20 protein-coding genes are annotated in these 23178 nt (G+C 66.9%); 12 read left to right on the plus strand and 8 right to left on the minus strand.

The window, feature by feature from the left end:
* Nucleotides 1-540: aminotransferase class I/II-fold pyridoxal phosphate-dependent enzyme (locus AP428_RS28780; RefSeq protein WP_156349357.1), on the plus strand; the 540-nt coding region annotated here is incomplete at its 5' end.
* A 274-nt stretch (nt 541-814) separates the two neighbouring features.
* On the opposite strand, the gene AP428_RS28785 is transcribed toward AP428_RS28780, so the two are convergent.
* A complete protein-coding gene (locus tag AP428_RS28785) occupies nt 815-1651 on the minus strand; it encodes a DMT family transporter (protein WP_054928439.1) in 837 nt (278 codons plus the stop codon).
* Between the two features lie 112 nt (nt 1652-1763).
* On the opposite strand from AP428_RS28785, the gene selD reads away from it, so the two are divergent.
* From selD to AP428_RS28805, 3 genes are all read left to right on the plus strand, one after another.
* Entirely contained in the window at nt 1764-2828 is a 1065-nt protein-coding gene (selD, locus tag AP428_RS28790) for a selenide, water dikinase SelD (protein WP_082409442.1), read from the plus strand.
* 72 nt (nt 2829-2900) lie between these two features.
* Entirely contained in the window at nt 2901-3494 is a 594-nt protein-coding gene (locus AP428_RS28795) for a LysE family translocator (RefSeq protein WP_011546847.1), read from the plus strand.
* A 227-nt stretch (nt 3495-3721) separates the two neighbouring features.
* Nucleotides 3722-4801: a purine nucleoside permease gene (locus AP428_RS28805; RefSeq protein ID WP_011546848.1), complete on the plus strand. Its 1080-nt coding sequence runs from the start codon at nt 3722-3724 to the stop codon at nt 4799-4801.
* 227 nt (nt 4802-5028) lie between these two features.
* Here the strand turns inward: AP428_RS28805 and AP428_RS28810 are convergent, their stop codons facing one another.
* Complete coding sequence (locus AP428_RS28810; protein WP_006480444.1) at nt 5029-5322, minus strand: DUF4148 domain-containing protein; 294 nt, start codon at nt 5320-5322, stop codon at nt 5029-5031.
* A 408-nt stretch (nt 5323-5730) separates the two neighbouring features.
* Nucleotides 5731-6735 (minus strand): putative multidrug efflux transcriptional regulator CeoR, encoded by a 1005-nt coding sequence (gene ceoR, locus AP428_RS28815; protein WP_011694866.1) that lies wholly within the window; start codon nt 6733-6735, stop codon nt 5731-5733.
* Nucleotides 6736-6909: 174 nt separating this feature from the next.
* On the opposite strand from ceoR, the gene AP428_RS28820 reads away from it, so the two are divergent.
* The 5 genes from AP428_RS28820 (at nt 6910) to AP428_RS28840 (ending at nt 14609) form a co-directional block, all read left to right on the plus strand.
* Complete coding sequence (locus AP428_RS28820) at nt 6910-7770, plus strand: alpha/beta hydrolase (RefSeq protein WP_012339341.1); 861 nt, start codon at nt 6910-6912, stop codon at nt 7768-7770.
* 38 nt (nt 7771-7808) lie between these two features.
* The gene (ceoA, locus tag AP428_RS28825; protein ID WP_006480447.1) at nt 7809-9026 is read left to right on the plus strand and encodes a multidrug efflux RND transporter periplasmic adaptor subunit CeoA; all 1218 of its coding nucleotides are present in this window, start codon (nt 7809-7811) and stop codon (nt 9024-9026) included.
* A 45-nt stretch (nt 9027-9071) separates the two neighbouring features.
* Nucleotides 9072-12257: a multidrug efflux RND transporter permease subunit CeoB gene (gene ceoB / locus AP428_RS28830; RefSeq protein WP_011546851.1), complete on the plus strand. Its 3186-nt coding sequence runs from the start codon at nt 9072-9074 to the stop codon at nt 12255-12257.
* Nucleotides 12258-12267: 10 nt separating this feature from the next.
* Nucleotides 12268-13809: a multidrug efflux transporter outer membrane subunit OpcM gene (gene opcM / locus AP428_RS28835; RefSeq protein ID WP_011546852.1), complete on the plus strand. Its 1542-nt coding sequence runs from the start codon at nt 12268-12270 to the stop codon at nt 13807-13809.
* A 386-nt stretch (nt 13810-14195) separates the two neighbouring features.
* A complete protein-coding gene (locus AP428_RS28840; RefSeq protein ID WP_011546853.1) occupies nt 14196-14609 on the plus strand; it encodes a hypothetical protein in 414 nt (137 codons plus the stop codon).
* 192 nt (nt 14610-14801) lie between these two features.
* Here AP428_RS28840 and AP428_RS28845 read toward each other — a convergent pair whose 3' ends face one another.
* Nucleotides 14802-15692, minus strand: coding sequence for a LysR family transcriptional regulator (locus tag AP428_RS28845; RefSeq protein WP_011546854.1), 891 nt, complete (start codon nt 15690-15692; stop codon nt 14802-14804).
* Between the two features lie 101 nt (nt 15693-15793).
* Here AP428_RS28845 and AP428_RS28850 point away from each other — a divergent pair, with 101 nt between their 5' ends.
* Nucleotides 15794-16234 (plus strand): PACE efflux transporter, encoded by a 441-nt coding sequence (locus AP428_RS28850; RefSeq protein WP_006480451.1) that lies wholly within the window; start codon nt 15794-15796, stop codon nt 16232-16234.
* A 102-nt stretch (nt 16235-16336) separates the two neighbouring features.
* Here AP428_RS28850 and AP428_RS28855 read toward each other — a convergent pair whose 3' ends face one another.
* Nucleotides 16337-17188: an alpha/beta fold hydrolase gene (locus AP428_RS28855; protein ID WP_011546855.1), complete on the minus strand. Its 852-nt coding sequence runs from the start codon at nt 17186-17188 to the stop codon at nt 16337-16339.
* 329 nt (nt 17189-17517) lie between these two features.
* Here AP428_RS28855 and AP428_RS28860 point away from each other — a divergent pair, with 329 nt between their 5' ends.
* Nucleotides 17518-18654 (plus strand): RpiR family transcriptional regulator, encoded by a 1137-nt coding sequence (locus AP428_RS28860; protein ID WP_011546856.1) that lies wholly within the window; start codon nt 17518-17520, stop codon nt 18652-18654.
* Entirely contained in the window at nt 18651-19496 is an 846-nt protein-coding gene (locus AP428_RS28865) for a GSU2403 family nucleotidyltransferase fold protein (RefSeq protein WP_011694865.1), read from the plus strand. Before AP428_RS28860 ends, AP428_RS28865 begins: the two co-directional genes overlap by 4 nt.
* A gap of 22 nt (nt 19497-19518) precedes the next feature.
* Here AP428_RS28865 and AP428_RS28870 read toward each other — a convergent pair whose 3' ends face one another.
* The 3 genes from AP428_RS28870 to AP428_RS28880 are packed head-to-tail and all read right to left on the minus strand — an operon-like array spanning nt 19519 to nt 23129.
* Nucleotides 19519-19848 (minus strand): DUF3579 domain-containing protein, encoded by a 330-nt coding sequence (locus tag AP428_RS28870; RefSeq protein ID WP_011546858.1) that lies wholly within the window; start codon nt 19846-19848, stop codon nt 19519-19521.
* Between the two features lie 25 nt (nt 19849-19873).
* Nucleotides 19874-21235: a sigma-54 dependent transcriptional regulator gene (locus AP428_RS28875; RefSeq protein WP_011546859.1), complete on the minus strand. Its 1362-nt coding sequence runs from the start codon at nt 21233-21235 to the stop codon at nt 19874-19876.
* Nucleotides 21225-23129 carry an ATP-binding protein gene (locus tag AP428_RS28880; protein ID WP_011546860.1) on the minus strand — a complete coding sequence of 635 codons (1905 nt, stop codon included), beginning with the start codon at nt 23127-23129 and terminating at the stop codon, nt 21225-21227. The genes AP428_RS28875 and AP428_RS28880 overlap by 11 nt, the downstream gene beginning before the upstream one ends.
* Nucleotides 23130-23178 lie beyond the last annotated feature (49 nt).

The raw sequence follows: 23178 nt of genomic DNA on the forward strand, positions 1-23178 counted from the left end.
ACGGCCGGGCAGGTGATCTACGTCGGCAGTTTCGGCAAGACGCTGTTCCCGGGGCTGCGGGTCGGCTATCTGGTCGCGCCGGAGCCGCTCGCGGAAAGCTTCGCGACCGCGAGCGCCGAGCTGTATCGCGAAGGGCAGTTGCTGCAGCAGGCCGTGCTCGCCGAATTCATCGCGGAAGGGCATTTCGTGTCGCATATCCGCAAGATGCGCACGCTGTACGGGCAACGCCGCGAGGTGCTGCTCGAGGCGGTCGCGCGGCGCTACGGCGATACGCTGCACGCGCTCGGCAGCGACGCCGGGCTGCATCTCGTCACGCAATTGCCGGCGGGCGTCGACGATCGCGCGGTCGCGCAGGCCGCGCTGGCGCGCAACATCGTCGTGCGGCCGCTGTCCGGGTATTACGCGGACCGCTCGCGGGCTGCCTCGGGGTTGCTGCTCGGCTATGCGTGCGTGCCGGAAGACGAGATCGCGACCGCGTTCGCGACGCTTGCCGAGGCGATCGACGAGCGGGCGTTCGGCGGGGTTGTTGCGGCGGCTTGACGTGCGAGCACGGCAATATCGGCTCGTCGTGATGCCGTCAAAGGCCGATCGAGGCTCGATACGCTTCGCGACGGCTTCGCGACGACGAGAGAATTTTTTGTGCGCGACTGGCCAGCCCATTTTCGCGTCGTCGAACGGGAATCGCCAACTGATTCATGCCTCTTCCTGATACGGCAAGAGTGGCGGGCGGTATTGCAAAACTCAGCGGTGCGGACGGAGCCCTCCGCCGAATCAGTCGTGAACACCGGCACTGACCAGGCGCCCGGTTCGGGCATTACAGCCGGATCAACGCCGCGCCCGCGACCACCAGCGCACACGCCGCAAGCCGCTGCGCGCCGGGCCGCTCGCGCATCACGAACCAGCCGATCGCGACCGCGAAGATCGAGCTCGTTTCGCGCAGCGCCGACACGGTCGCGACCGGCAGGTGCCGGTACGCGAGGATCACGATCCCGTAAGCGGCGAGCGAGATCGTGCCGGCGATCGCGCCTTGCGTGAGGGCGGAGCGCGAGCCGAGCACCGCGCGCGGGCCGCCGCGTACCGCGCAGACGAGCACGAGCTGCGGCACGCTCCACAGCAGGTACACCCATGCGATATAGCCGAGCGCGCTGCCGGACACGCGCGAGCCGATCCCGTCGCAGATCGAATACGCGGCGATGAACACGCCCGTGAGCAATGCATACGGCACGCCTTCGCCGGAAAACCGGAAGCCGCGCCGCAGCGCGAGCGACATGATCCCGAACGACACGAGCGCGATGCCCGCGAAGCCGAACGGCGTCGGCCGCTCGTGCAGCATCGCGAGCGCCAGCACCGATACGAGCAGCGGCGAGATCCCGCGCGCGATCGGATAGATCTGCCCGAACTCGCCGTTGCGGTACGCGCGCGCCAGCGTGAAGCAGTACGCGACCTCGAGCACGGCGGACGCGGCGACGTACGGCCACGCGGCGGGCGCCGGCGCGGGCAGCAGCACGGCGCCGGCGATGCCGAACGCGAGATACGGCAGCGACATCGTGCCGAGCTGGACCAGCCGGTCTTCGCTGACGTGGAGAAACGCGTTCCAGATGGCGTGCAGCAGCGCGGAGCACAGCACGAGGCCGATGAACAGGTGATCCATGAACGAAGGGCGGACGGGAGGGGCGGAAGTGGGGCCGTCAATTATGTGGGTATCGGGCGCGTTCGCGCGGAATTGTCGATAATGGAACGTTGTTATTCACCGGATGCCGACGATGACCGAAGCCACCCAAGCCCAGCCTGCCGTTCCGCGCCTCACGAGCCTGTCGCACGGGGGCGGCTGCGGCTGCAAGATCGCGCCGGGCGTGCTGTCCGAGCTGCTCAAGCGCGCGACGCCGCCCGCGCTGTTCCCGGATCTGCTGGTCGGCACCGAGACGTCCGACGACGCGGCCGTCTACCGGCTCAACGACGAGCAGGCGATCGTCGCGACCACCGATTTCTTCATGCCGATCGTCGACGATCCGTTCGACTTCGGCCGCATCGCGGCCACCAACGCGCTGTCCGACGTCTATGCGATGGGCGGCAAGCCGATCCTCGCGCTCGCGCTGGTCGGCATGCCGATCAACGTGCTGCCGCACGAGACGATCGCGGCCGTGCTGCGCGGCGGCGAATCGGTGTGCGCGGAGGCCGGCATTCCGGTCGCGGGCGGCCATTCGATCGATTCGGTCGAGCCGATCTACGGGCTCGCGGCGATCGGCGTCGTGCATCCGTCGCGCGTGAAGCGCAACGCGGCCGCGCGCGCGGGCGACGTGCTCGTGCTCGGCAAGCCGCTCGGCGTCGGCGTACTGTCGGCCGCGCTGAAGAAGAACCAGCTCGATGCCGACGGTTACGCGCAGATGGTCGCGATGACCACCAAGCTGAACCGGCCGGGCGCCGAGCTTGCCGCGCTGCCGGGCGTGCATGCGCTGACCGACGTCACGGGCTTCGGGCTGCTCGGCCATACGCTCGAACTGGCGCGCGGTGCGCAACTCACCGCGCGCGTGCACTATGCGTCGCTGCCGTGGCTGGCGGGCGTCGAGACGTTCGTGGCCGACGGCGTGTTCACCGGTGCGTCGGGCCGCAACTGGGCCGCGTACGGCACCGATGTCCGGCTCGCCGATGGCCTGCCGCCCGTCGCGCAGGCGCTGCTGACCGATCCGCAGACGTCGGGCGGGCTGCTGGTCGCGTGTGCGCCCGAGACCGTCGATGACGTGCTCGCGTGCTTCCGCGCCGACGGTTTCGACCGCGCGGCCGTGATCGGCGAGATGGTGGACGGGCCCGCACGCGTCGACGTCGCCTGACGTATTTTTTCTCAAGCTGGAGCGCCGTCGGTCGATAGAATCGATGCCTTCCGTTGAAGGCATCGACGACCGATGAACGACTTCCTGTTCGGGCTGATGATCGCGCTGTCGGTCGGGCCCGTCGCGCTGATGATCGCGAACTACGGCATGCGCGCCGGCACGGCGACCGGCGTGCGCGCGGCGATCGGCGTGGCCGCGGCCGACGGCTGTCATGCGGTCGTCGCGTTCACGATCGGCGCGATGCTCGCGGGCACGTTGGCGTCGCATCTGTCGCTGTTCCGCATGGTCGGTGCGCTCGTGCTGCTCGCGATGGGCGCGCGGATGCTGTGGCAGGCGCTGCGCGACCGGCGCCGCACGCTCGATGGCGACGTAGTGCCGCCGCCGGGCAATCGCCCGTTCATGGCGATGTTCTTCGTCACGCTCGCGAATCCGCTGACCATCCTGCTGTTCTACGGCTATGCGACGGCTGCCGCCGGTGCGCATCGACACTGGCTGCTCGGTGCCGCATGCGTGTTTGCCGGCAGCCTCATCGGGCAACTCGTGTTCGCGTTCGGCGGCGGCGCAATCGGGCGCTTCGTGAAATCGCCGGGGTGGCTGGCCGCGAGCCATGTGGTCGCCGCACTCGTCGTGCTCGGTTACGGCGTCGCGGGGCTGATGCGCGTGTAGCGCGGCGCAAAGCGGCCGATATCGCGCACGGCGACGAACCCGATAGCATTCCTGATGTTTGCAAGGCCGTGGCGAATACGCGATTTCCGTTGCGCACCACGCAGCCGTTCGCACGCAACACCGCCGGCCGTTTCGTAGTCGGGTTCCGCATCGCGCACGCTCGTTCTATACTCGTCGCGCAGTCTCCGACAGCCGTTCTCACCCAATCACCGAAACAAGGAACGCCGATGCTGACTCGCTCCATCCTTTCCGCCGCTGCATTCTCGCTTGCCGCCTGTGCGACCGCGCCGTCGATCGCGCAGGACAACCAGGGCAACGATGCCGGCAACGCAGCATTCGCCGAGACCGGCTCGCATGGCCGCCCGGTCAAGGTCATGATCATCACGATGTTCGGGCCGGAAGGCCAGGCGTGGCTCGACCGGCTCGGCCCGTGGCGTGACGTCACCGTGCCCGGCCTGTCGCCCGACTATCCGGCGGTCCACTGCAACAAGCAGGACGTGTGCGTGGTCACGACCGGCATGGGTTATGCGAACGCATCGGCGACGATCATGGCGCTCACGTTCTCGCAACGCTTCGATCTGCGCCGCACGTATTTCCTGGTCTCGGGCATCGCGGGCGTCGACCCGGCACAGGGCACGGTCGGATCGGCCGCGTGGTCGAAATACCTCGTCGATTTCAGCTTGCAGTGGGAGCTCGATGCGCGCGAGATTCCGGCCGGCTGGAACACCGGCTATCTCGGCATCAACACGAAGAGCCCGAACGACAAGCCGCCGCTCGACTATCGCACCGAAGTGTTCCAGCTCAACCCGCAGTTGACCGATGCCGCGTATGCGCTGTCGCGCAACGTCGTGCTCGCCGACAGCGCACAGGCGCAGGCCGCGCGCGCGAAGTTCACGTATGCGCCGGCGAACCGGCCGCCGACGGTGATCCAGTGCGATACGTCATCGGGCAACACGTGGTTCTCGGGCACGCTGATCGGCGAGCGCGCGCGCCAGTGGACCAAGATCCTGACGGACGGCAAGGGCACCTACTGCATGACCGCTCAGGAAGACAACGCGACGTATGAAGCGCTCAAGCGCGCGGCGAGCGTGAAGCGGGTCGACCTGTCGCGCGTGGCCGTGCTGCGCACGGGGTCCGATTTCGATCGGCCGTACGCCGGGCAGACGAGCGCCGACAACCTGCTGAACTACGCCGATCAAGGCGGCTTCGCGCCGGCGACCGAGAACCTGTACCGCGCGGGCAATCCGCTCGTGCAGGACATCGTCACGCACTGGGGCGAATGGCGCGACGGGGTGCCGCGGCGTTGAAGGCCGGACGGCGACTCAGTCGGCGGTCAAGGCAGTGAATGCGGTCAATGCGATTGCTGGGTCGAACGGAACGGCGTCCATACCGGCGTGGTGTCGTCCCAGTGATCGAGCGGCGAAGGAAGTTGGTCGTTCATCATGTGCTCCTGCAACTAATTGACTCAGCGAGTCGTCGACAAGATAGTTCGAGACGCCGCGCATCGGGCAATCCGCTGCGCGGCGTCGCGCGTTTACCGGCCCCCGCCGGCGAGCTGGTTGCCTTCCGGCAGCGGACGATACGGGCCCTGGGCTAGCTCGAGCCCCTGCGGATACGAAGTCGCCTTGCGCAGGTACGCGAGCGTGCCGTCCTTGCGTGCCTGCTCGACTTCCGCACGCACTTCGGCGCGCGTACGCGGGCCGTTGTGCTGCGAGTACCACGACGTGTTGGCGTAGTCGCCGGCGTGCGGCGTACCCGAATCGGCGAAGGCCGGTGCGGACACGGCGAGGGTGAGAGCAAGGGCCGAGAGAAGATGGCGGCGGTTCATGGCGTCACTCCTAGAGATGTCGGAGCTGGCGCCTGGGCGCTGACTCCGGTCCCGCCAGGCGGGATCTGTTCGATGCGCAACGAGGTTGCGCGACAGGGTTTACTCTAGGTATCTGTTCCGGTGCGATAAATGCGGCAGACGCGAATTGAATTGTCGTGTCAGTGGAACAATCGTCATCCGCACCGCCGGCAGGGTTATGCGGAAATGGCCGGGAGCCCCGCGGCGCGGGCTTCGCCGGGACGCGCGGCGGCACCGCGCAACGACACGGTGGCCGATTGCCGCGGGTCGTGCAAAGGTTTACTGCGGATTCGGGAAGGATCGGGGGCGCCGCGCTTGAAAGGCGTGCCCAGGCGGCGCTGAGGCGGGACGACGCGCGGGCGGCGAGGCCCGCGCGTGGAGGTCAGACGATTACGCGACCCACTCGTTGATGACCGGCGTATCGAGCACCGGCGCGCGCTCGGCCTCCTCGAACGTGCGCTTGCTGCACGTCGCGTCGAGGCTGCCCTTGCCGCTCAGCAGCGGGCAGCGGTCGAACACCTCGGCGATCCAGTCGACGAACACGCGCACCTTCGGCGACAGATGGCGGCTATGCGGATACACGACCGAGATCGGCATCGGCAGCGGCTTGACCCCGGGCAGCACTTCCTTGAGCCGGCCTTCGCGCAGGTGCGGCAGCACCATGAACAGCGGCGGCTGGATCAGGCCGAAGCCCTCGATCCCGCACGTCACGTACGCATCCGCATCGTTCACCGACACGATGCCCTCCATCTTCATCTCGACTTCCTTGCCGTCGATCAGGAAGGTCCAGTCGATCGTGCGGCCCGTGCGGCTGGAGAAGTAGTTGACGGCCTTGTGCTGGCCGAGGTCGTCGATCGTCTGCGGCTCGCCGTGGCGCTCGAGATAGTCGGGCGACGCGACCGTCACGCATTCGAACAGGCCGACGCGGCGGGCGACGAGCGACGAGTCCTGCAGCGCACCGACGCGGATCACGCAGTCGACGCCTTCCTGCAGCAGGTCGACGGGCCGGTCGGACAGGCCGAGCTGCAGGTCGATGTCCGGATAGCGCGTGTGGAATTCGCACAGCGACGGAATCACGAGCAGCCGCCCGATCGAGCCCGGCATGTCGATACGCAACTTTCCGTGCGGCTTCCGGTTGTTGGCCTGGAAGCTCGCTTCGGTTTCCTCGACGTCCGCGAGGATGCGCACGCATCGTTCGTAGTACGCGGCGCCGTCCGGCGTGAGCGACAGCCGGCGCGTGGTCCGGTGCATTAGCCGCACGCCGAGGAAGGCTTCGAGATTCTGGATGATCGTCGTGACGGACGCGCGCGGCAAACCGAGCGTTTCTGCTGCCTTGGTGAAGCTGCTTGTATCGACGACGCGAGTAAATACCTGCATGGCCTGAAGCCGGTCCATCACAACCTCCGCAATTTAATTTGCCGCCGGAACAAGAAGGCTGCGCTACCTCGTGGGTAAACGCAGCCTCGGATTGTTCGGGGGCGTTGAATTGTGTTGCCGGATTATAGGCATTTATCCCAATGTCTGCCGGACCCAGAATTCGTTCCATCTCGAAATGGATGCTGCATCGTCATGGACGCCTCTGAATTCAGCAAATTCCTGAAAGCCGCGCTGCCCGCTCAAGCCTTGACGGGCGCGGCGCTGACGGTTGCCGAAGTGGAAATTCCCGGCTACGCACAGGACATCGTGCTGCGCCTCTACCGCCGCCCGGACAAGACCGGGCTGCCAGTAGTGCTTTATTTCCACGGCGGCGGCTTCGTCCGCGGGTCGCTCGAGGACGCCGATTTCGCCGCGCGTTTTTTAGCAGAACGCTTACCAGCGCTCGTAGTGTCGGTCGATTATTCGCTCGCGCCGGCCTTTCCTTTTCCCGCCGCGCCGGAGGATGCGTATCGCGCCGCCGTGTGGGCGGCGACGCGTGCCCGCGCGTTCGGCGGCAACCCGAAGAAGATCGGGGTCGCCGGGCACGACGCGGGCGGCCAGCTCGCGAACTGCCTCGCCTTCATCGCCCGCGACCGCGGCGAAGTGTCGATCGCCGCGCAGGCGCTGTTCGGACCGATGCTCGACCCGAGCATGACGCGCATCGGCGACGCCGAGCGTCTCGCGTCCGACATCACCGCGCGCGAATGCGCGGCCTGTTATCGCGCGTATCTGCCGCAGGCGGCGCAGCGCATGCACCCGTACGCGGCGCCGATCGAATCGGTGCGCCTCGCGGGGCTGCCGCCGACGCTCGTCGTCACCGCGCAGAACGACGTGCTGCACGTCGAAGCGGAGAAATATGCGGGCTGCCTGATCTCGTCCGGCGTGCTCACGCAGGTGATCCGCTATCCGGACATCACGCACGCCGCGCTCGCCACGCACGAAGCCGCATTCGAGGAAGCCGTGCGCTTCTTCCAGTGCCGCTTCCAGGCGCGCCAGCCGAACCGTCCCGAATAACCCATAACCAGACCAATCCACGTTTCCTGGAGATCCACATGGCCATCCTACGCACCTCCCGTTCACGAATCGCGACCGCGGCGATCGTCACGCTCGCCGTCGTCGGCCTCGGCACGTTCGGCGCGATGCGCGTCAACGCGAACGCCCCCGAGAAAGCGGCGGCGCCGCTGCCCGAAGTCGACGTCGCGACCGTCGTGCCGCAGACCGTGACCGACTGGCAAAGCTATTCGGGCCGCCTCGAGGCGGTCGAGAAAGTCGACGTGCGCCCGCAGGTGTCGGGCACGATCGTCGCGGTGAATTTCAAGGACGGCGCGCTCGTGAAGAAGGGCGACGTGCTGTTCGTGATCGACCCGCGCCCGTACCAGGCGGAAGTCGACCGCGCCGCCGCGCAGCTCGCGGCCGCGCAGGCGCGCAACGGCTATGCGCAGACCGACTGGCAGCGCGCGCAGCGGCTGATCGGCGACAACGCGATCGCGAAGCGCGACTACGACGAGAAGCAGAACGCGGCGCGCGAAGCGAACGCAAACCTGAAGGCCGCCGAAGCCGCGCTGGAAACGGCCCGCATCAACCTCGGCTATACGCGCATCACCGCACCGGTATCGGGCCGCGTGTCGCGCGCGGAAATCACGCTCGGCAACGTCGTGTCGGCCGGCGCATCGGCCGCGCCGCTGACGACGCTGGTGTCGGTGTCGCCGATCTACGCATCGTTCGACGCGGACGAGCAGACCTACCTGCAATACATCAACGGCGCGCGCAGCGGCCGCAAGGTGCCGGTCGAGCTCGGCCTCGCGAACGAAACCGGCTACTCGCGCAGCGGCGAGATCGATTCGGTCGACAACCGGCTCGACACGTCGTCCGGCACGATCCGCGTGCGCGCGCGCTTCGACAACGCGGACGGCACGCTCGTCCCGGGCCTGTACGCACGGGTGAAGGTGGGCGGCAGCGCGCCGCACGAGGCGCTGCTCGTCGACGACGCGGCGATCAACACCGACCAGGACAAGAAGTTCGTGTTCGTCGTCGATCAGCAGGGCCGCGTGTCGTATCGCGAAGTGCAGCCGGGGATGCAGCACGGCAACCGGCGCGTGATCGTGAGCGGCCTTGCCGCCGGCGACCGCGTGGTCGTGAACGGCACGCAGCGCGTGCGTCCCGGCGCGCAGGTGAAGCCGCACATGGTCCCGATGACGGGCGGCGACGAGCCGTCCGCGCCGCTCGCGAGCACCGCGAAGCCGGCCGCACCGGCGAAGGCGGATTCGTAAGCGGCGCGCCGCTTCGCATCCGCGTTCAACCAGACAGAGCCACACATGAACATTTCCAAATTCTTTATCGACCGGCCGATCTTTGCAGGAGTCCTATCGGTGATCATCCTGCTCGGCGGGGTGATCGCGATGTTCCTGCTGCCGATTTCGGAATATCCGGAAGTCGTGCCGCCTTCCGTGATCGTGAAGGCGCAGTACCCGGGCGCGAACCCGAAAGTGATCGCCGAGACGGTCGCGTCGCCGCTTGAAGAGCAGATCAACGGCGTTGAGGACATGCTCTACATGCAGTCGCAGGCGAACAGCGACGGCAACATGACGATCACCGTCACGTTCAAGCTCGGCACCGATCCGGACAAGGCCACGCAGCTCGTGCAGAACCGCGTGAACCAGGCGCTGCCTCGCTTGCCGGAAGACGTGCAGCGGCTCGGCATCACCACGGTGAAGAGCTCGCCGACGCTGACGATGGTGGTCCACCTGATCTCGCCGGACAACCGCTACGACATGACCTACCTGCGCAACTACGCGCTGATCAACGTGAAGGATCGCCTGTCGCGAATCCAGGGCGTCGGTCAGGTGCAGCTGTGGGGTTCGGGCGACTACGCGATGCGCGTGTGGCTCGATCCGCAGAAGGTCGCGCAGCGCGGGCTGTCGGCCGAGGACGTCGTGCAGTCGATCCGCGAGCAGAACGTACAGGTCGCGGCCGGCGTGATCGGCGCATCGCCGTCGCTGCCCGGCACGCCGCTGCAGCTGTCGGTGAACGCGCGCGGCCGCCTGCAGACGGAAGACGAATTCGGCGACATCGTCGTGAAGACGACGCCGGACGGCGGCGTCACGCACCTGCGCGACATCGCGCGGATCGAGCTCGACGCATCCGAATACGGGTTGCGCTCGCTGCTCGACAACAAGCCGGCCGTCGCGATGGCGATCAACCAGTCGCCCGGCGCGAACTCGCTGCAGATCTCGGACGAAGTGCGCAAGACGATGGCCGAGCTGAAGCAGGACATGCCGGCGGGCGTCGACTACAAGATCGTCTATGACCCGACGCAGTTCGTGCGCTCGTCGATCAAGGCCGTCGTGCACACGCTGCTCGAAGCGATCGCGCTGGTCGTGATCGTCGTGATCGTGTTCCTGCAGACCTGGCGCGCGTCGCTGATTCCGCTGATCGCGGTGCCGGTGTCGATCATCGGCACGTTCTCGCTGCTGCTGGCGTTCGGGTATTCGATCAACGCGTTGTCGCTGTTCGGGATGGTGCTCGCGATCGGGATCGTGGTCGACGATGCGATCGTCGTCGTCGAGAACGTCGAGCGCAACATCGAGGGCGGGATGAACGCGCGGCAGGCGACCTACAAGGCGATGCAGGAAGTGAGCGGGCCGATCATCGCGATCGCGCTGACGCTCGTCGCCGTGTTCGTGCCGCTCGCGTTCATGTCGGGCCTGACCGGCCAGTTCTACAAGCAGTTCGCGATGACCATCGCGATCTCGACGGTGATCTCGGCGTTCAACTCGCTGACGCTGTCGCCGGCGCTGTCGGCGATCCTGCTGAAGGGTCACGGCGACAAGGAGGACTGGCTCACGCGCGTGATGAACCGCGTGCTCGGCGGCTTCTTCCGCGGCTTCAACAAGGTGTTCCATCGCGGCGCGGAGAACTACGGCCGCGGCGTGCGCGGCGTGCTGTCGCGCAAGACGCTGATGCTGGGCGTGTACCTCGTGCTGGTGGGCGCGACCGTGCTCGTGTCGAAGGTCGTGCCGGGCGGCTTCGTGCCCGCGCAGGACAAGGAATACCTGATCGCGTTCGCGCAGCTGCCGAACGGCGCCTCGCTCGACCGCACCGAGAAGGTGATCCGCGACATGGGTTCGATCGCGCTGAAGCAGCCGGGCGTCGAGAGCGCGGTCGCGTTCCCGGGGCTGTCGGTGAACGGCTTCACCAACAGCTCGAGCGCGGGCATCGTGTTCGTCACGCTCAAGCCGTTCTCGGAACGGCACGGCAAGGCGCTGTCGGCCGGCGCGATCGCGGGTGCGCTGAACCAGAAGTACAGCGCGATGAAGGATTCGTTCGTCGCGGTGTTCCCGCCGCCGCCGGTGCTCGGCCTCGGTACGCTCGGCGGGTTCAAGATGCAGATCGAGGATCGCGGCGCGGTCGGCTACGCGAAGCTGTCGGATGCGACCAACGACTTCATCAAGCGCGCGCAGCAGGCGCCTGAACTCGGCCCGCTGTTCACGAGCTACCAGATCAACGTGCCGCAGCTCAACGTCGATCTCGACCGCGTGAAGGCGAAGCAGCTCGGCGTGCCGGTGACCGACGTGTTCAACACGATGCAGGTGTATCTCGGTTCGCTGTACGTGAACGATTTCAACCGCTTCGGGCGCGTGTACCAGGTGCGCGTGCAGGCCGATGCGCCGTTCCGTCAGCGCGCGGACGACATCCTGCAGTTGAAGACCCGCAACGACAAGGGCGAGATGGTGCCGCTGTCGTCGCTGGTGACGGTGACGCCGACGTTCGGCCCGGAAATGGTCGTGCGCTACAACGGCTACACGGCGGCCGACATCAACGGCGGCCCGGCGCCCGGCTTCTCGTCGGGGCAGGCGCAGGCCGCGGTCGAGCGCATCGCGCACGAGACGCTGCCGCGCGGCGTGCGGTTCGAATGGACCGACCTCACGTACCAGCAGATCCTCGCGGGCGATTCGGCGATGTATGTGTTCCCGATCAGCGTGCTGCTCGTGTTCCTCGTGCTCGCCGCGCTGTATGAAAGCCTGACGCTGCCGCTCGCGGTGATCCTGATCGTGCCGATGAGCATTCTGTCGGCGCTGACGGGCGTGTGGCTCACACAGGGCGACAACAACATCTTCACGCAGATCGGCCTGATGGTGCTGGTGGGGCTGTCGGCGAAGAACGCGATCCTGATCGTCGAATTCGCGCGCGAGCTCGAACACGACGGCAGGACGCCGCTCGAGGCCGCGATCGAGGCGAGCCGGCTGCGGCTGCGCCCGATCCTGATGACGTCGATCGCCTTCATCATGGGCGTGGTGCCGCTCGTCACGTCGACCGGCGCCGGATCGGAAATGCGCCATGCGATGGGTGTCGCGGTGTTCTTCGGGATGCTCGGCGTGACGCTGTTCGGGCTGATGCTGACGCCGGTGTTCTACGTCGTGCTGCGTACGCTCGCGGGCGGCAAGATCCACGTCGCCGGCAAGGATTCGACGGGGTACGGCGTGCCGGCGCCCGATGCTTGAGGACCAGAAAATGAATAACTTGCACAACACGAACGGCCTGATGCGCTTCGCGAAGGTGGCGGCCGCGAGCACCCTGCTCGCGACGCTGCTCGCCGCGTGCGCGGTCGGCCCCGATTACAAGCGTCCGGACGCGGCGGCGCCCGCCGCGTTCAAGGAAGCGCCGACCCTCGCCGCCGGCGAGCAGGCCGGCACGTGGAAGACGGCCGAGCCGGCGGACGGCGAACATCGCGGCGAATGGTGGAAGGTGTTCGGCGACCCGGTGCTCGATTCGCTCGAGACGCAGGCGCTCGCCGCGAACCAGAACCTGAAGGCCGCGGCCGCGCGGGTCGAGGAAGCGCGTGCGGCGACCCGGTCGGCACGCTCGCAATGGTTCCCGCAGGTCGGCGCTGGTTTCGGGCCGACGCGCGAGGGGCTGTCGTCGGCGTCGCAGTTCCAGCCGCAGGGCACCGGCCCGACCAACGCGACGCTGTGGCGCGCGCAGGGCACGGTGTCGTACGAAGCCGACCTGTTCGGCCGCGTCGGCCGCAACGTCGAGGCGTCGCGCGCCGACCAGGCGCAGAGCGAAGCGCTGTTCCGCTCGGTGCAGCTCGCGTTGCAGGCCGACGTCGCGCAGAACTACTTCGAATTGCGTCAGCTCGATTCGGATCAGGACCTGTACCGCCGCACGGTGGAGTTGCGCGAGCAGGCGCTGAAGCTCGTGCAGCGCCGCTTCAACGAAGGCGACATCAGCGAGCTCGACGTGTCGCGCGCGAAGAACGAACTGGCGAGCGCGCAGGCCGATGCGGTCGGCGTCGCGCGCCGGCGCGCGGCGTCCGAGCATGCGCTGGCCATTCTGCTCGGCAAGGCGCCTGCGGATTTCGCGTTCAAGGAAACGCCGATCGTGCCGGTCGCGGTGAAGATTCCGCCGGGCCTGCCGTCCGCGCTGCTCGAACGCCGCCCGGACGTGTCGGCGGCCGAGCGCGCGATGGCGGCCGCGAACGCGCGGATCGGGCTCGCGAAGTCGGCGTACTTCCCGAAGCTCGATATCACCGGGTCGTTCGGGTATGAAGCGTCGACGCTCGGCAACCTGTTCCTGTGGTCGAGCCGCACGTTCCTGCTCGGGCCGTTCGCCGGCACCGCGCTGACGCTGCCGCTGTTCGACGGCGGGCGGCGGGCTGCTGGTGTGCAGCAGGCGCGCGCGCAGTACGACGAGCAGGTCGCGAACTACCGGCAGCAGGTGCTCGTCGCGTTCCGCGAGGTCGAGGACAATCTTGCTGATCTGCGTTTGCTCGATGATCAGATCCGCGCGCAGGATGCGGCCGTCAACGCGTCGCGTCGGGCGGCGACGTTGTCGCGCACGCAATATCAGGAAGGTGAGGTCGCGTATCTCGACGTGATCGACAGTGAGCGGTCGGTGTTGCAGTCGCAGTTGCAGGCGAACCAGTTGACGGGGGCGCAGGCGGTGTCGACCGTCAACCTGATCCGCGCGCTGGGCGGCGGGTGGGGGAATGCGCCGGCGCCGACGGCGGTGGGTGATGCGGCGTCTGGCAAGGCTGACGTAGCTGCGCGGTAAGCGCGAACGGCGGGCGATTCGTCGCTTGCCGACCGTGAAGCGAAGAACCCCGGCATGCAGGCTCAGGTCTGCATGCCGGGGTTCTTTTATGGGTCGTCGCGCTTCAGGGCGCCCGTCGTCGACTTCGCGTGCAAGGGCATCGTTCGATGCGCGTCGCGGACGGGGCCGTGCCGATAGAAGCAAGTGTCGAATTCCGGTCTCGGTCGACACAGCGGCCATTTGATCGTGGAGTAGTATTTCCCCATGTCCAGGTGATTGCCGGGTCTCTTCGGCGGACGGCCGACCATCCCGTGACGACGGCGGCAGGCTCGTCAAGCGTTGGGAAACTGCTTCAACGATACGTGTGGCGGCGCCGGCCGTGGCGACGGCATTGATGGGAACGCATCATGTCAACCGAGTGGAAGCACCGCGTCAGGCTGTTCGTCCAGCGTTTCTGGCAGCCAACCACTGCGTGCATGACCTGCATGCCGGGGAGCTGGGGAAACATCACGAGCCTCCCCCACTGGACCATCGCATTTCATACGGGTCTGCTGACCGGACTCCTGGCGGTACTTCTGACTTTCACGCCGGTGGGGAAACTCTACGCGCATCGATACGGCAATGCGCTGGTCGTTGGCGTCCTGACGACGCTGGGCGACGCCTACTCGCACACGAGTCATTACCGTATTCCCTATGTCGAGCACATCGTGACCGGGGTAATTTCAGGTCTCTTGGCGCTGGCGGCTTCCTATCTCCTCGAAGACCGCGCGCGACGCCTTCGGGCAGCGTGGGCGCGGGTTTTCGGACAGCTTATCCGCTGACTTTCCGGGCAACGTGCCGATAAGCGACCACGCCGGAACGGAAGGCGACGTCCACGGAAATCGATGAAGCACCTTCTTCATTGCACCGTGTTTCGCAACTAACGGTCGGTTTCACCCAGCGCCTTCCGGCGGTGCGGCGGCGTCCCGCCGCGCGCCCCGCTAGTTGACGCATGCTGTCATCAGTGGCGGCGCTCAGGTGTCGGCGCGTTCAGCCCGCAGAGCCCGTACCAGCTCGCTCGCCGCCTTGCCGAGCCCCGTATGCTTCGGCCGCCGCAAATACACCGGCAGCGGCAACCCGTTGCGAATGTTCGCGAACACGAGCGGCGCGAGTTCGCCGTCGGCCACATACCGGCCGATGACCGATTCCGGCAAATTCGCCCAGCCATGACCGGCCTTCACGAGCGCGATCGCGGTGCCCATGTCGGTGACCTTCCACGTGCGATTGCCGATCAGCGGCCGCACGTCGGTCAACGGCCGCTCCGGATCGGCGATCACGATCTGCCGAAACCCCGACAATCGCTCGATCGCTTCCGGATGTGCGGCTTCGGCAATCGCCGGATGGCCGGGCGCGGCGACCGCGATCAATGTCTCGGTCCACAGCGCGTGAATCTGTTCCTGCGGATGAAGATCGAGCCCGCCGTACGCGACGCAAAGATCGACGGTGCCGCGATGCAGCGCGTCGACGATCGCATCCTGCGGCGCCGTGACGACGCTGACCGCGAGCGCCGGATATTTCGTGGCCACGGCGGTCAGTGCGCGCGCAATCGGCACGCCGTCGATTTCGGCCGCGAGCCCGAGCCGCAGCGTGTCCTCGACGCCTTCCGACAAGTGCTGCGCATGCGCACGCAGCGCATGCAGCCGTTCGGCGATCGCGCGCGCATCGGGCAGCAGCGCGGCCATCGCGGCGGTCGGCGTGGGCTCGCGCGTGCCGCGGTCGAACAGCACGAGGTCGAGCTCGGCCTCGAGGTTCGCGATCGCCATGCTGACCGCCGACGGCGTACGGCCGAGCGCACGCGCGGCGGCCGAGAACGAGCCTTTGTCGATGACGGTCAGCAGCATGTCGATGTGATCGCTGGTCAGCATGGTCGGCCGCCTCCTGTCAGAAAAATTGAAAGGACCTGACTTTGGCGGATGCAGTGCCCGCTGTAGTCTCGCCACATTGTTCGATATGAGGGTGGTCGGTCATGCAAGGATGGAAGAGACGCATAGTCTACGTCGTGATGTTCGAGGTGCTCGGCATCCTCGTCGCGTCGTCGGTGCTCGGGATGCTGAGCGGCGCGAGCGCGGCGACGAGCGGGCTGCTCGGCGTGATGATCTCGACGACGGGCGTCACCGTCAATTTTCTGTACAACCTCGGGTTCGAGGCGTGGGAGCGGCGACGGGCGGAAACGACGCGCACCGTCGGGCGGCGTGTCGTGCATGCGATCGGGTTCCAGGTCGCGCTCGTGACGTTCCTGATTCCGCTGATCGCGTGGTGGCTCGACGTGTCGCTATGGCAGGCGTTCCTGTACGACGCGGTGCTGATCGTGTTCTTCCCGATCTTCACGTTCACGTACAACTGGGCGTTCGACAGCGTGTTCGGGTTGCCGGATGCGGTGACGCGCAAGGCGGCGCCGGTGGCGTAATGTAGACGGATGCAGAGGGATGCGAAACGATGCGGGCACCCGCGACGTTTCGCTTCTGCAAGAAAGAGGAAGGCCGGGCGGCGCGCATGCCGCCCGCTCGCGTTACGCGGCGACGAACTCGTGCACGTAACGGTTGAACACCGCCGGACTCGCCGCATTCATCCCGTGCGACGCACCGGCGACGGTCTGCCGTTGCGCATGGCCGATCCACTGCGACAACGTGTCGACGTTGTGGCGGAACATCTTCGGGCTGCGCTGGCCGTCGATCAGCAGCGTGCGGCATGCGATGTCGCCAGCCGTGTGCTGCGAATACGCGGGCAGCGGGTCGCGCAGTTGCTTCGGCAGCGTGCTCGCGTTGTCGATCGCCATCGTGCGAAAGCGCGCCGTGCTCTTCTTCCATGCGCCGGGCAGGCTCACGGAATCGACGAACATCTCGAGGCCGGCTTCGACGTCGCCTTGATCGATCAGGTTCACGGCCTTCGTGCGCAGCGCGAGGGCGGCGGCCGGCAGCGCGGCTTCGCGCACGCCCGGCTGCTGGAGCGGGCCGCCCGGATCGGCGAGCGTCAGCGACTCGACGAGGTGCGGATGCTGGCGCGCGACGTTGAACGCGACGCTGCCGCCGCGCGAATGGCCGACCAGGTGCACGGGGCCGAGATCGAGCGCGTCGATGAATTCGGCGAGCTCGTCGACGTGGTTCTGCCAGCTGAACTCGTCCTGGATGCCCGCTTCGACGGCCGGCCAGTAGTGGCTGAGGCTCGGCGCGATGCAGCGGTAGTGGGCCGACAGCGCCGCCAGTTGCGGATCCCAGTAGCGGTAGTCGCACAGCGAGCCGTGCACGAACACCATCGGCGCACCGCTGCCCCGCTCGACATACGGCAGGCTGATGCCTGACGAAAGCGTCGCAAATTGCAGGTCGGGGTTCGCGAGCACGGACGGCTCGATTCGCATGTTCATGACTGAAAGACTCAAAGGTGCGTCAACACGACGCAACTATGCATCACGGCGACCTGCAAGGAAAACGCATAATTTTCATCGTCACGATCAATTTTATTGATGGCTCGGCTGGAAACACTTGTCGGGCTGAGGGGACTGACGATTCGCATACGACTCGGCTGCATCCGTGTGGGGTTCCTACATAGAGGATCTCGGTGGCCGAGCATCAACAATGACGGTGTGAAAGCGATGTCGGAGCGAGGGACACTTGCGGCGTGGTCGAGATGGTCATAACATGGCCATGTCATTTAACGCGCCCAAGTGATATCACTTGGCCAAGTGAGTGTGATATGAGATCGCTGCCGAACCCTATGCCGGCGCGCGTTGCGCTTGACGCTTTCCGGACGTTGTTCGAGAAAGCAGAGGGGTGGCGCGTGGTCGAGGAGATTGCTCAGGATCATGTCGGAGACCTCATCCTGAGCAATGACAAGGGCCAAACGTACGTCGCGAACCTCAAGACGTTCAACGAGGGGCGTGCTGATCGCGTTACCGCGCTCTTTGCTCAGGCGCTCCTCGAGGCACGTGCATACGCGAAACGGCAGAAGATGCGGCCCGCGATTCTGATTTGGGTCGGCAGTGCTCCGCCGTCGCTCATCCAGCGATTGGCCGATTTTCACGCTGAGTTCGCCGACCGTGAGCCCTTCGCCGTACTCTCGGCCGACGGAACGCGATATGTCCGGTTTCCGGGGCTGGATATTTCCGAGCATCCGGGGCAGTCGACTCGCTCCTACAGCCGTAGTCGCAGTGTCCAGCCGGGGCTGGCATTCTCGGATCTGAACCAGTGGATGCTCAAGCTCCTGCTCGCGATCGATATCAAGAGAGAGAACCTTATCGGTGCGGAGGGCCGGCGATACACCACGGCCACCGACCTCGCGCGTGCCGCCGATGTCTCGGTAATGACGGCGACGCGACTGATCCATGCGCTCAAACAGGAGGGTTTCATCGAGACGAAGCCGTTCCTGAAGGTCGTGCAACGGCGAAAACTCGCTCAACGCTGGAAGGCTGAATACCTGAGGCAGGCAGCGGCGGTGCCGATGAAGTTTCTTGTGCCGGCCGCGCCGGACGTCCAGTTGCGCAAGGTGCTCAAGAATGAGGGCGGCACGCTCGGCCTTTTTGCCGCGGCCGATGCACTCGGTGTCGGCCATGTCAGCGGCGTCCCGCCAACGGTCTGGGTCCCTAGCCTGATGGAAGCCGAAAACTGGCGACCACTGCGTCGGGCCAAAGAGGGCGAGCGCCCCGATCTCGTCTTGCAACAGCCTGGCTTTCCCCAATCACTGGGGCGGGGTGTTGTCTACCGCGATGGTTTGCCGGTCACGGACATCATCCAGACCTGGCTCGACGTTTCCGCTCACCCGGCGCGCGGGGCGGAGCAGGCGGCTGAACTGGAGCACGGCGTGCTCGTGAACGTGACTGGAGAAGGTGCGTGAGCGAATTGGCCGATTTCAGCAATCTCGCGATGACGTTGGCGCCGTGGCGAGCCAGGATCGTTTTCATCGGAGGCTGGGCTTTTCGGCTCTATTCGTATGAGCCGCGTGCCTGGAAGCCCGACCACAAGCCGATCTTCACGCAGGATGCCGACGTCGCGTACGCAGAACGCGAGGTACTCGAAGGAGATATCAAGAAGGCGCTCGAAAGCGCGGGTTTCAAGGAGGAACCGAATTTCGCCGGCGGGTTCAAACCGCCGGCGATGCGTTACACCCTCGGCAAGCAAGCCAACGGGTTTTACGCAGAATTTCTTACGCCGCTGACAGGTAGCCTCTTGCGGCGCAACAAGGTCACGAGGCGGATGGAGCAAGACGCAACGGAGGCGAATGCCGGCGTTGTTTCACAGAAGCTGCGCCATCTGGAGATACTGCTGCACGAACCTTGGCTCGTGACGATTCCCGCCGAGGAGTCAGGGTGTGGCGATGCACTGGTCGACCTACGTATCCCCAATCCGGTGAGCTTCATGGTCCAGAAGCTGCTGATTCGTGACGACAGGATTCCGGAAAAGCGCGCTCAGGATGTGCTTTACATCCACGATGCGATGCTCCTTTTTGGCGGCGCGATCGAGGACGAGCTTGTCCCGGTCTGGAAGCGCCTCGAACCCACGTTGTCGGATGCTCAGCGCAGGTCCCTCGATGCGGGCGTCGGCGCATTTTTCGCTGAAGTGAACGACACCATTCGTGCAGCGGCGGACATTCCGCGGCCCGACCGGCAGATCGAGCCCGAGGATTTACTCAGGCTGTGCAAGAACGGTTTCGAAGCGCTGTTCGGCGAAGTGCCCTAGGGCGCCGGCCGCAGCCCACGCGTCAGCGCACCGTCAACGCGGGCACGCCCTGGAGCTCGACCGGCAGATCATTGTCGGCCGCGAACTGCATCGCGAACTCGAACGCATCGGCGCACACGGCGCGCAATTCGTCGGACACGAACAGGCATTTGACGCCGCCGTCGACGACCGGCATCGCGAGCCGCGACAGCGCGCACGGATAGCCGGGCCGCCGCTCGCCGACGAACAGCGTGATGACGCCCGCGAGGCGCTCGGGCCAGTCGCTCGGGCGGAAGGTTTTCTGCGCGCGCGTGACGCCGCGGATCAAATGGCCGGCGATGCGGCCGTGGTCGGTGATGTCGATGCGATCCATGCTGGGGTGCGTGTCCTCGTGCGCGTCATTCGCCGCCGTCGGCCGCCGCGTCGCCGCGCGCGGGAATCCGCAGGTTGCGCAGCTTGTGATAGAGCGTTTTCTTCGGCATGCCGAGCGCCTCGCTCGCGTCCGCGACGTTGCCGTTGTGACGCCGCAGCATGTCCTCGATCAGCATCCGCTCGAAATACGCGAGCTGTTCCGCGAGCGTGCTGCCGGCCGTCGGTGCGCCGCCGGACGACAGCAGGCTGTCGCCGGTCAGCCCGAGCACGAAGCGGTCGGCCACGTTCTGCAGTTCGCGCACGTTGCCGGGCCACGCGTGCATCATCAGTTCGGACACCTGCGCGGCGGTGACGACCGGCGCCGGCTGCCCGAAGCGCCGCGCGGCCGCGAGCACGAAATGCTCGAACAGCAGCGGCACGTCCTCGCGCCGTTCGCGCAGCGGCGGCAACTCGATCTGCGCGACGTTGAGGCGATACAGCAGATCCGCGCGAAAGCGCCCGTCGGCGGCGAGTTCGGCGAGATCGGCCTTCGATGCGGCCACCACGCGGCAGTCGACCGGAATCAGGTCGTTCGCGCCGAGCCGCTCGACCACGCGCTCCTGCAGCACGCGCAGCATCTTGATCTGCAGCGCGATCGGCATCGTCTCGATCTCGTCGAGGAACAGCGTGCCGCCGTCCGCCCATTCGATCTTGCCGATGCGCTTCTTGATCGCACCGGTGAACGCGCCGGCCTCATGGCCGAACAGCTCGCTCTCGAACACCTGCTCGGGCAGGCCGCCGCAGTTCAGCGCGACGAAATGCGCGTCGCGCCGACCGCCGAAGTCGTGCAGGCTGCGCGCGATCAGTTCCTTGCCGGTGCCCGTCTCGCCGGTGATCAGCACCGACACCGACGTATCGGCGAGGCGCAGGATCTTCTTGCGCACGTCGGCCATCGCGGGCGACTTGCCGAGCACGAACGCCTCGATGCCCTGCCAGTTGTTCAGCGCCGCGCGCAGCCCCTGCACCTCGAGCGTCAGGCGACGCTTCTCGACCGCGCGCGCGACGCGGCCGGCGATCAGGTCCGACGAGAACGGTTTCTCGATGAAGTCGTACGCGCCGACCTGCATCGCGCCGACGGCCGTCGAGATGTCCGCGTGGCCGCTGATTAGTACGACCGGGATCTGCGCATCGATGGCCATCACGCGGTCGAGCAACTGCAGCCCGTCGATGCCCGGCATCCGCACGTCCGACACGATCACCACCGGCGCGCCGGGCGCGACGTGCGCGAGCGCGTCGGCGGCCGACGCGAACGCGTCGACCGGGAACCCGGCGAGCGCGACGGCCTGCTCGACGCCGATCCGGACGTTTTCATCATCCTCGACGACCAGCACCCGAATCTCATCTTCCATGCTCTGTCCTCTGTTGCGGCGTTGCCGCCGCGAATTCGATGGTGAACTGCGCGCCGCCTTCGTCGCGGTTCGTCGCGGTGATCCTCGCGCCGAACGCCTCGACGATGCGCGACGTGATCGCGAGCCCGAGCCCGAGGCCCTGGCCGCGCGGCTTGGTGGTCACGAACGGCTCGAACAGGTGCGGCAGCACGTCGGGCGCGATGCCGGCGCCGCTGTCGGCCACCGCCAGGCGCACGCGGCCGGCGTTGGTCGCATCGTCCGCATCGCCGGTTTCGGCCGCCTCGATGACGATACGGCGCACCGGTGCGTCGTGCACCGCGTCGAGCGCGTTGCCGAGCAGGTTCACGATCACCTGCTGCAACTGGCTCGATTCGGCCGAGACCGTCGTGCCGGGTGCGATGTTCACGTCGAGCCGCACGCCTTCGTCGCGAATCCGCGCATCGTAGATCAGCCGCGCATGCGCGACGGCCTCGTTCAGCGACACCGCGACGCGCTCGACGTCGGGCTTGCGCGCGAAGGTCTTCAACTCGCCGGTGAGCACGGCCATGCCGTCGACCAGCTTGCCGACTCGTTCGAGGTTCGCGAGCGCCGGCGCCGGCTGGCCGCGCTCGAAGAAGGTGCGCGCGTTGTCGCACAGCGTGCGGATCGCGACGAGCGGCTGGTTCAGTTCGTGCGTGAGGCCGGCGGCCATCTGCCCGAGCACCGCGAGCTTGCCTGCGTGCACGACTTCCTGCTGCGACGCGCGCAGCCGCTGCTCGGTGCGTTCGCGTTCGTCGATCTCGCGCTGCATCCGCTCGTTCGCGGCCGTCAGCGCGGCCGTGCGCTGCGCGACGGTCAGTTCGAGCCGGTCGTTCGCGCGGCGCAGCGCGTCCTGCGCGCTCAGCCGCGCGAGGATCGCCCGGCGGCGCTGGATCGCATAGCCGGCCAGCAGCGCGGCGATCAGGAACGCGCCGGTGACGAACACGAACGCCGTCTGCTGCTGGCGCCGCGCGCCCGCAATGTCGAGCAGCACCATCAGCGAATCGCCGGCTTGCGGCGCGGGGCGCGACATCACGAGATAGCGCGTGGTGCGGCCGGCGTGGCGCGGATCGGGGAAGGTGCCGAACCACGCGGCCGAGCTGCGGTCGCCGATGTGGCGGTAGGGCAGCGCGTCGACGGTGCGGCCCGCGTACTGGCGCGACGCCTGGATGTCGCGCTGTTGCTGCGCGGTGATCGGGCGCAGCGCGGTGAATTTCCATGCGGGTTCGGTCGAGATCACGACCACGCCGTTGCTGTCGACGACCAGCGCGGCGACGCCCGGCGCGCGCCATGCCGATTCGAGCGGGTCGACGCTGATCTTCACGGCGGCCACGCCGATCGGCACGCCGTCGCTGCGCACCGCGCTCGCGAAGTAGACGCCGGGCACGCCGGTGTTGGTGCCGATGCCGAAGAAGCGGCCGCTGCCGCGCGCGAGCGCGTCCTTGAAGTACGGCCGGTACGACACGTTGGTGCCGACGAAGCTGATCGTCTCGTTCCAGTTGCTCGCGGCGATCACGTCGCCTTGCAGATCGATCACGTCGACCGCGCCGCTGCCCGCGTCGCGGTTCACGGCTTCGAGGTAGGTGTTCACCGCATGCACGAGCTCGGGCGCATCGTTCGGCGCGGCTTTCAGCATCGCGCGCACGCCGTCCTGCCGCGCGACGAGGCCGGGCAGGATCTCGAAGCGGCCGAGCTCGCTTTTCAGGCTCGACGCATACAGGTCGAGCCGGTGCGCGCCGGCCTCCTCGAGCGCGTCGATCGCGCGTTCCCACGCGAAATCGACGGCCGCGCCGGCCACGCCGACATACAGCACCGCGGCCGAGGCCCAGCCCCACCACGGGATTCCCTTGAAGCTCTTCTGCACGTTCGCCCTCATCGAAGCCCGCAACGTCGGCCGTTCGCAACCGTCGGCCGCCGCCGGCCGG

Source organism: Burkholderia sp. E168m22 (assembly GCF_001319805.1).
Classification (GTDB): domain Bacteria; phylum Pseudomonadota; class Gammaproteobacteria; order Burkholderiales; family Burkholderiaceae; genus Burkholderia; species Burkholderia orbicola.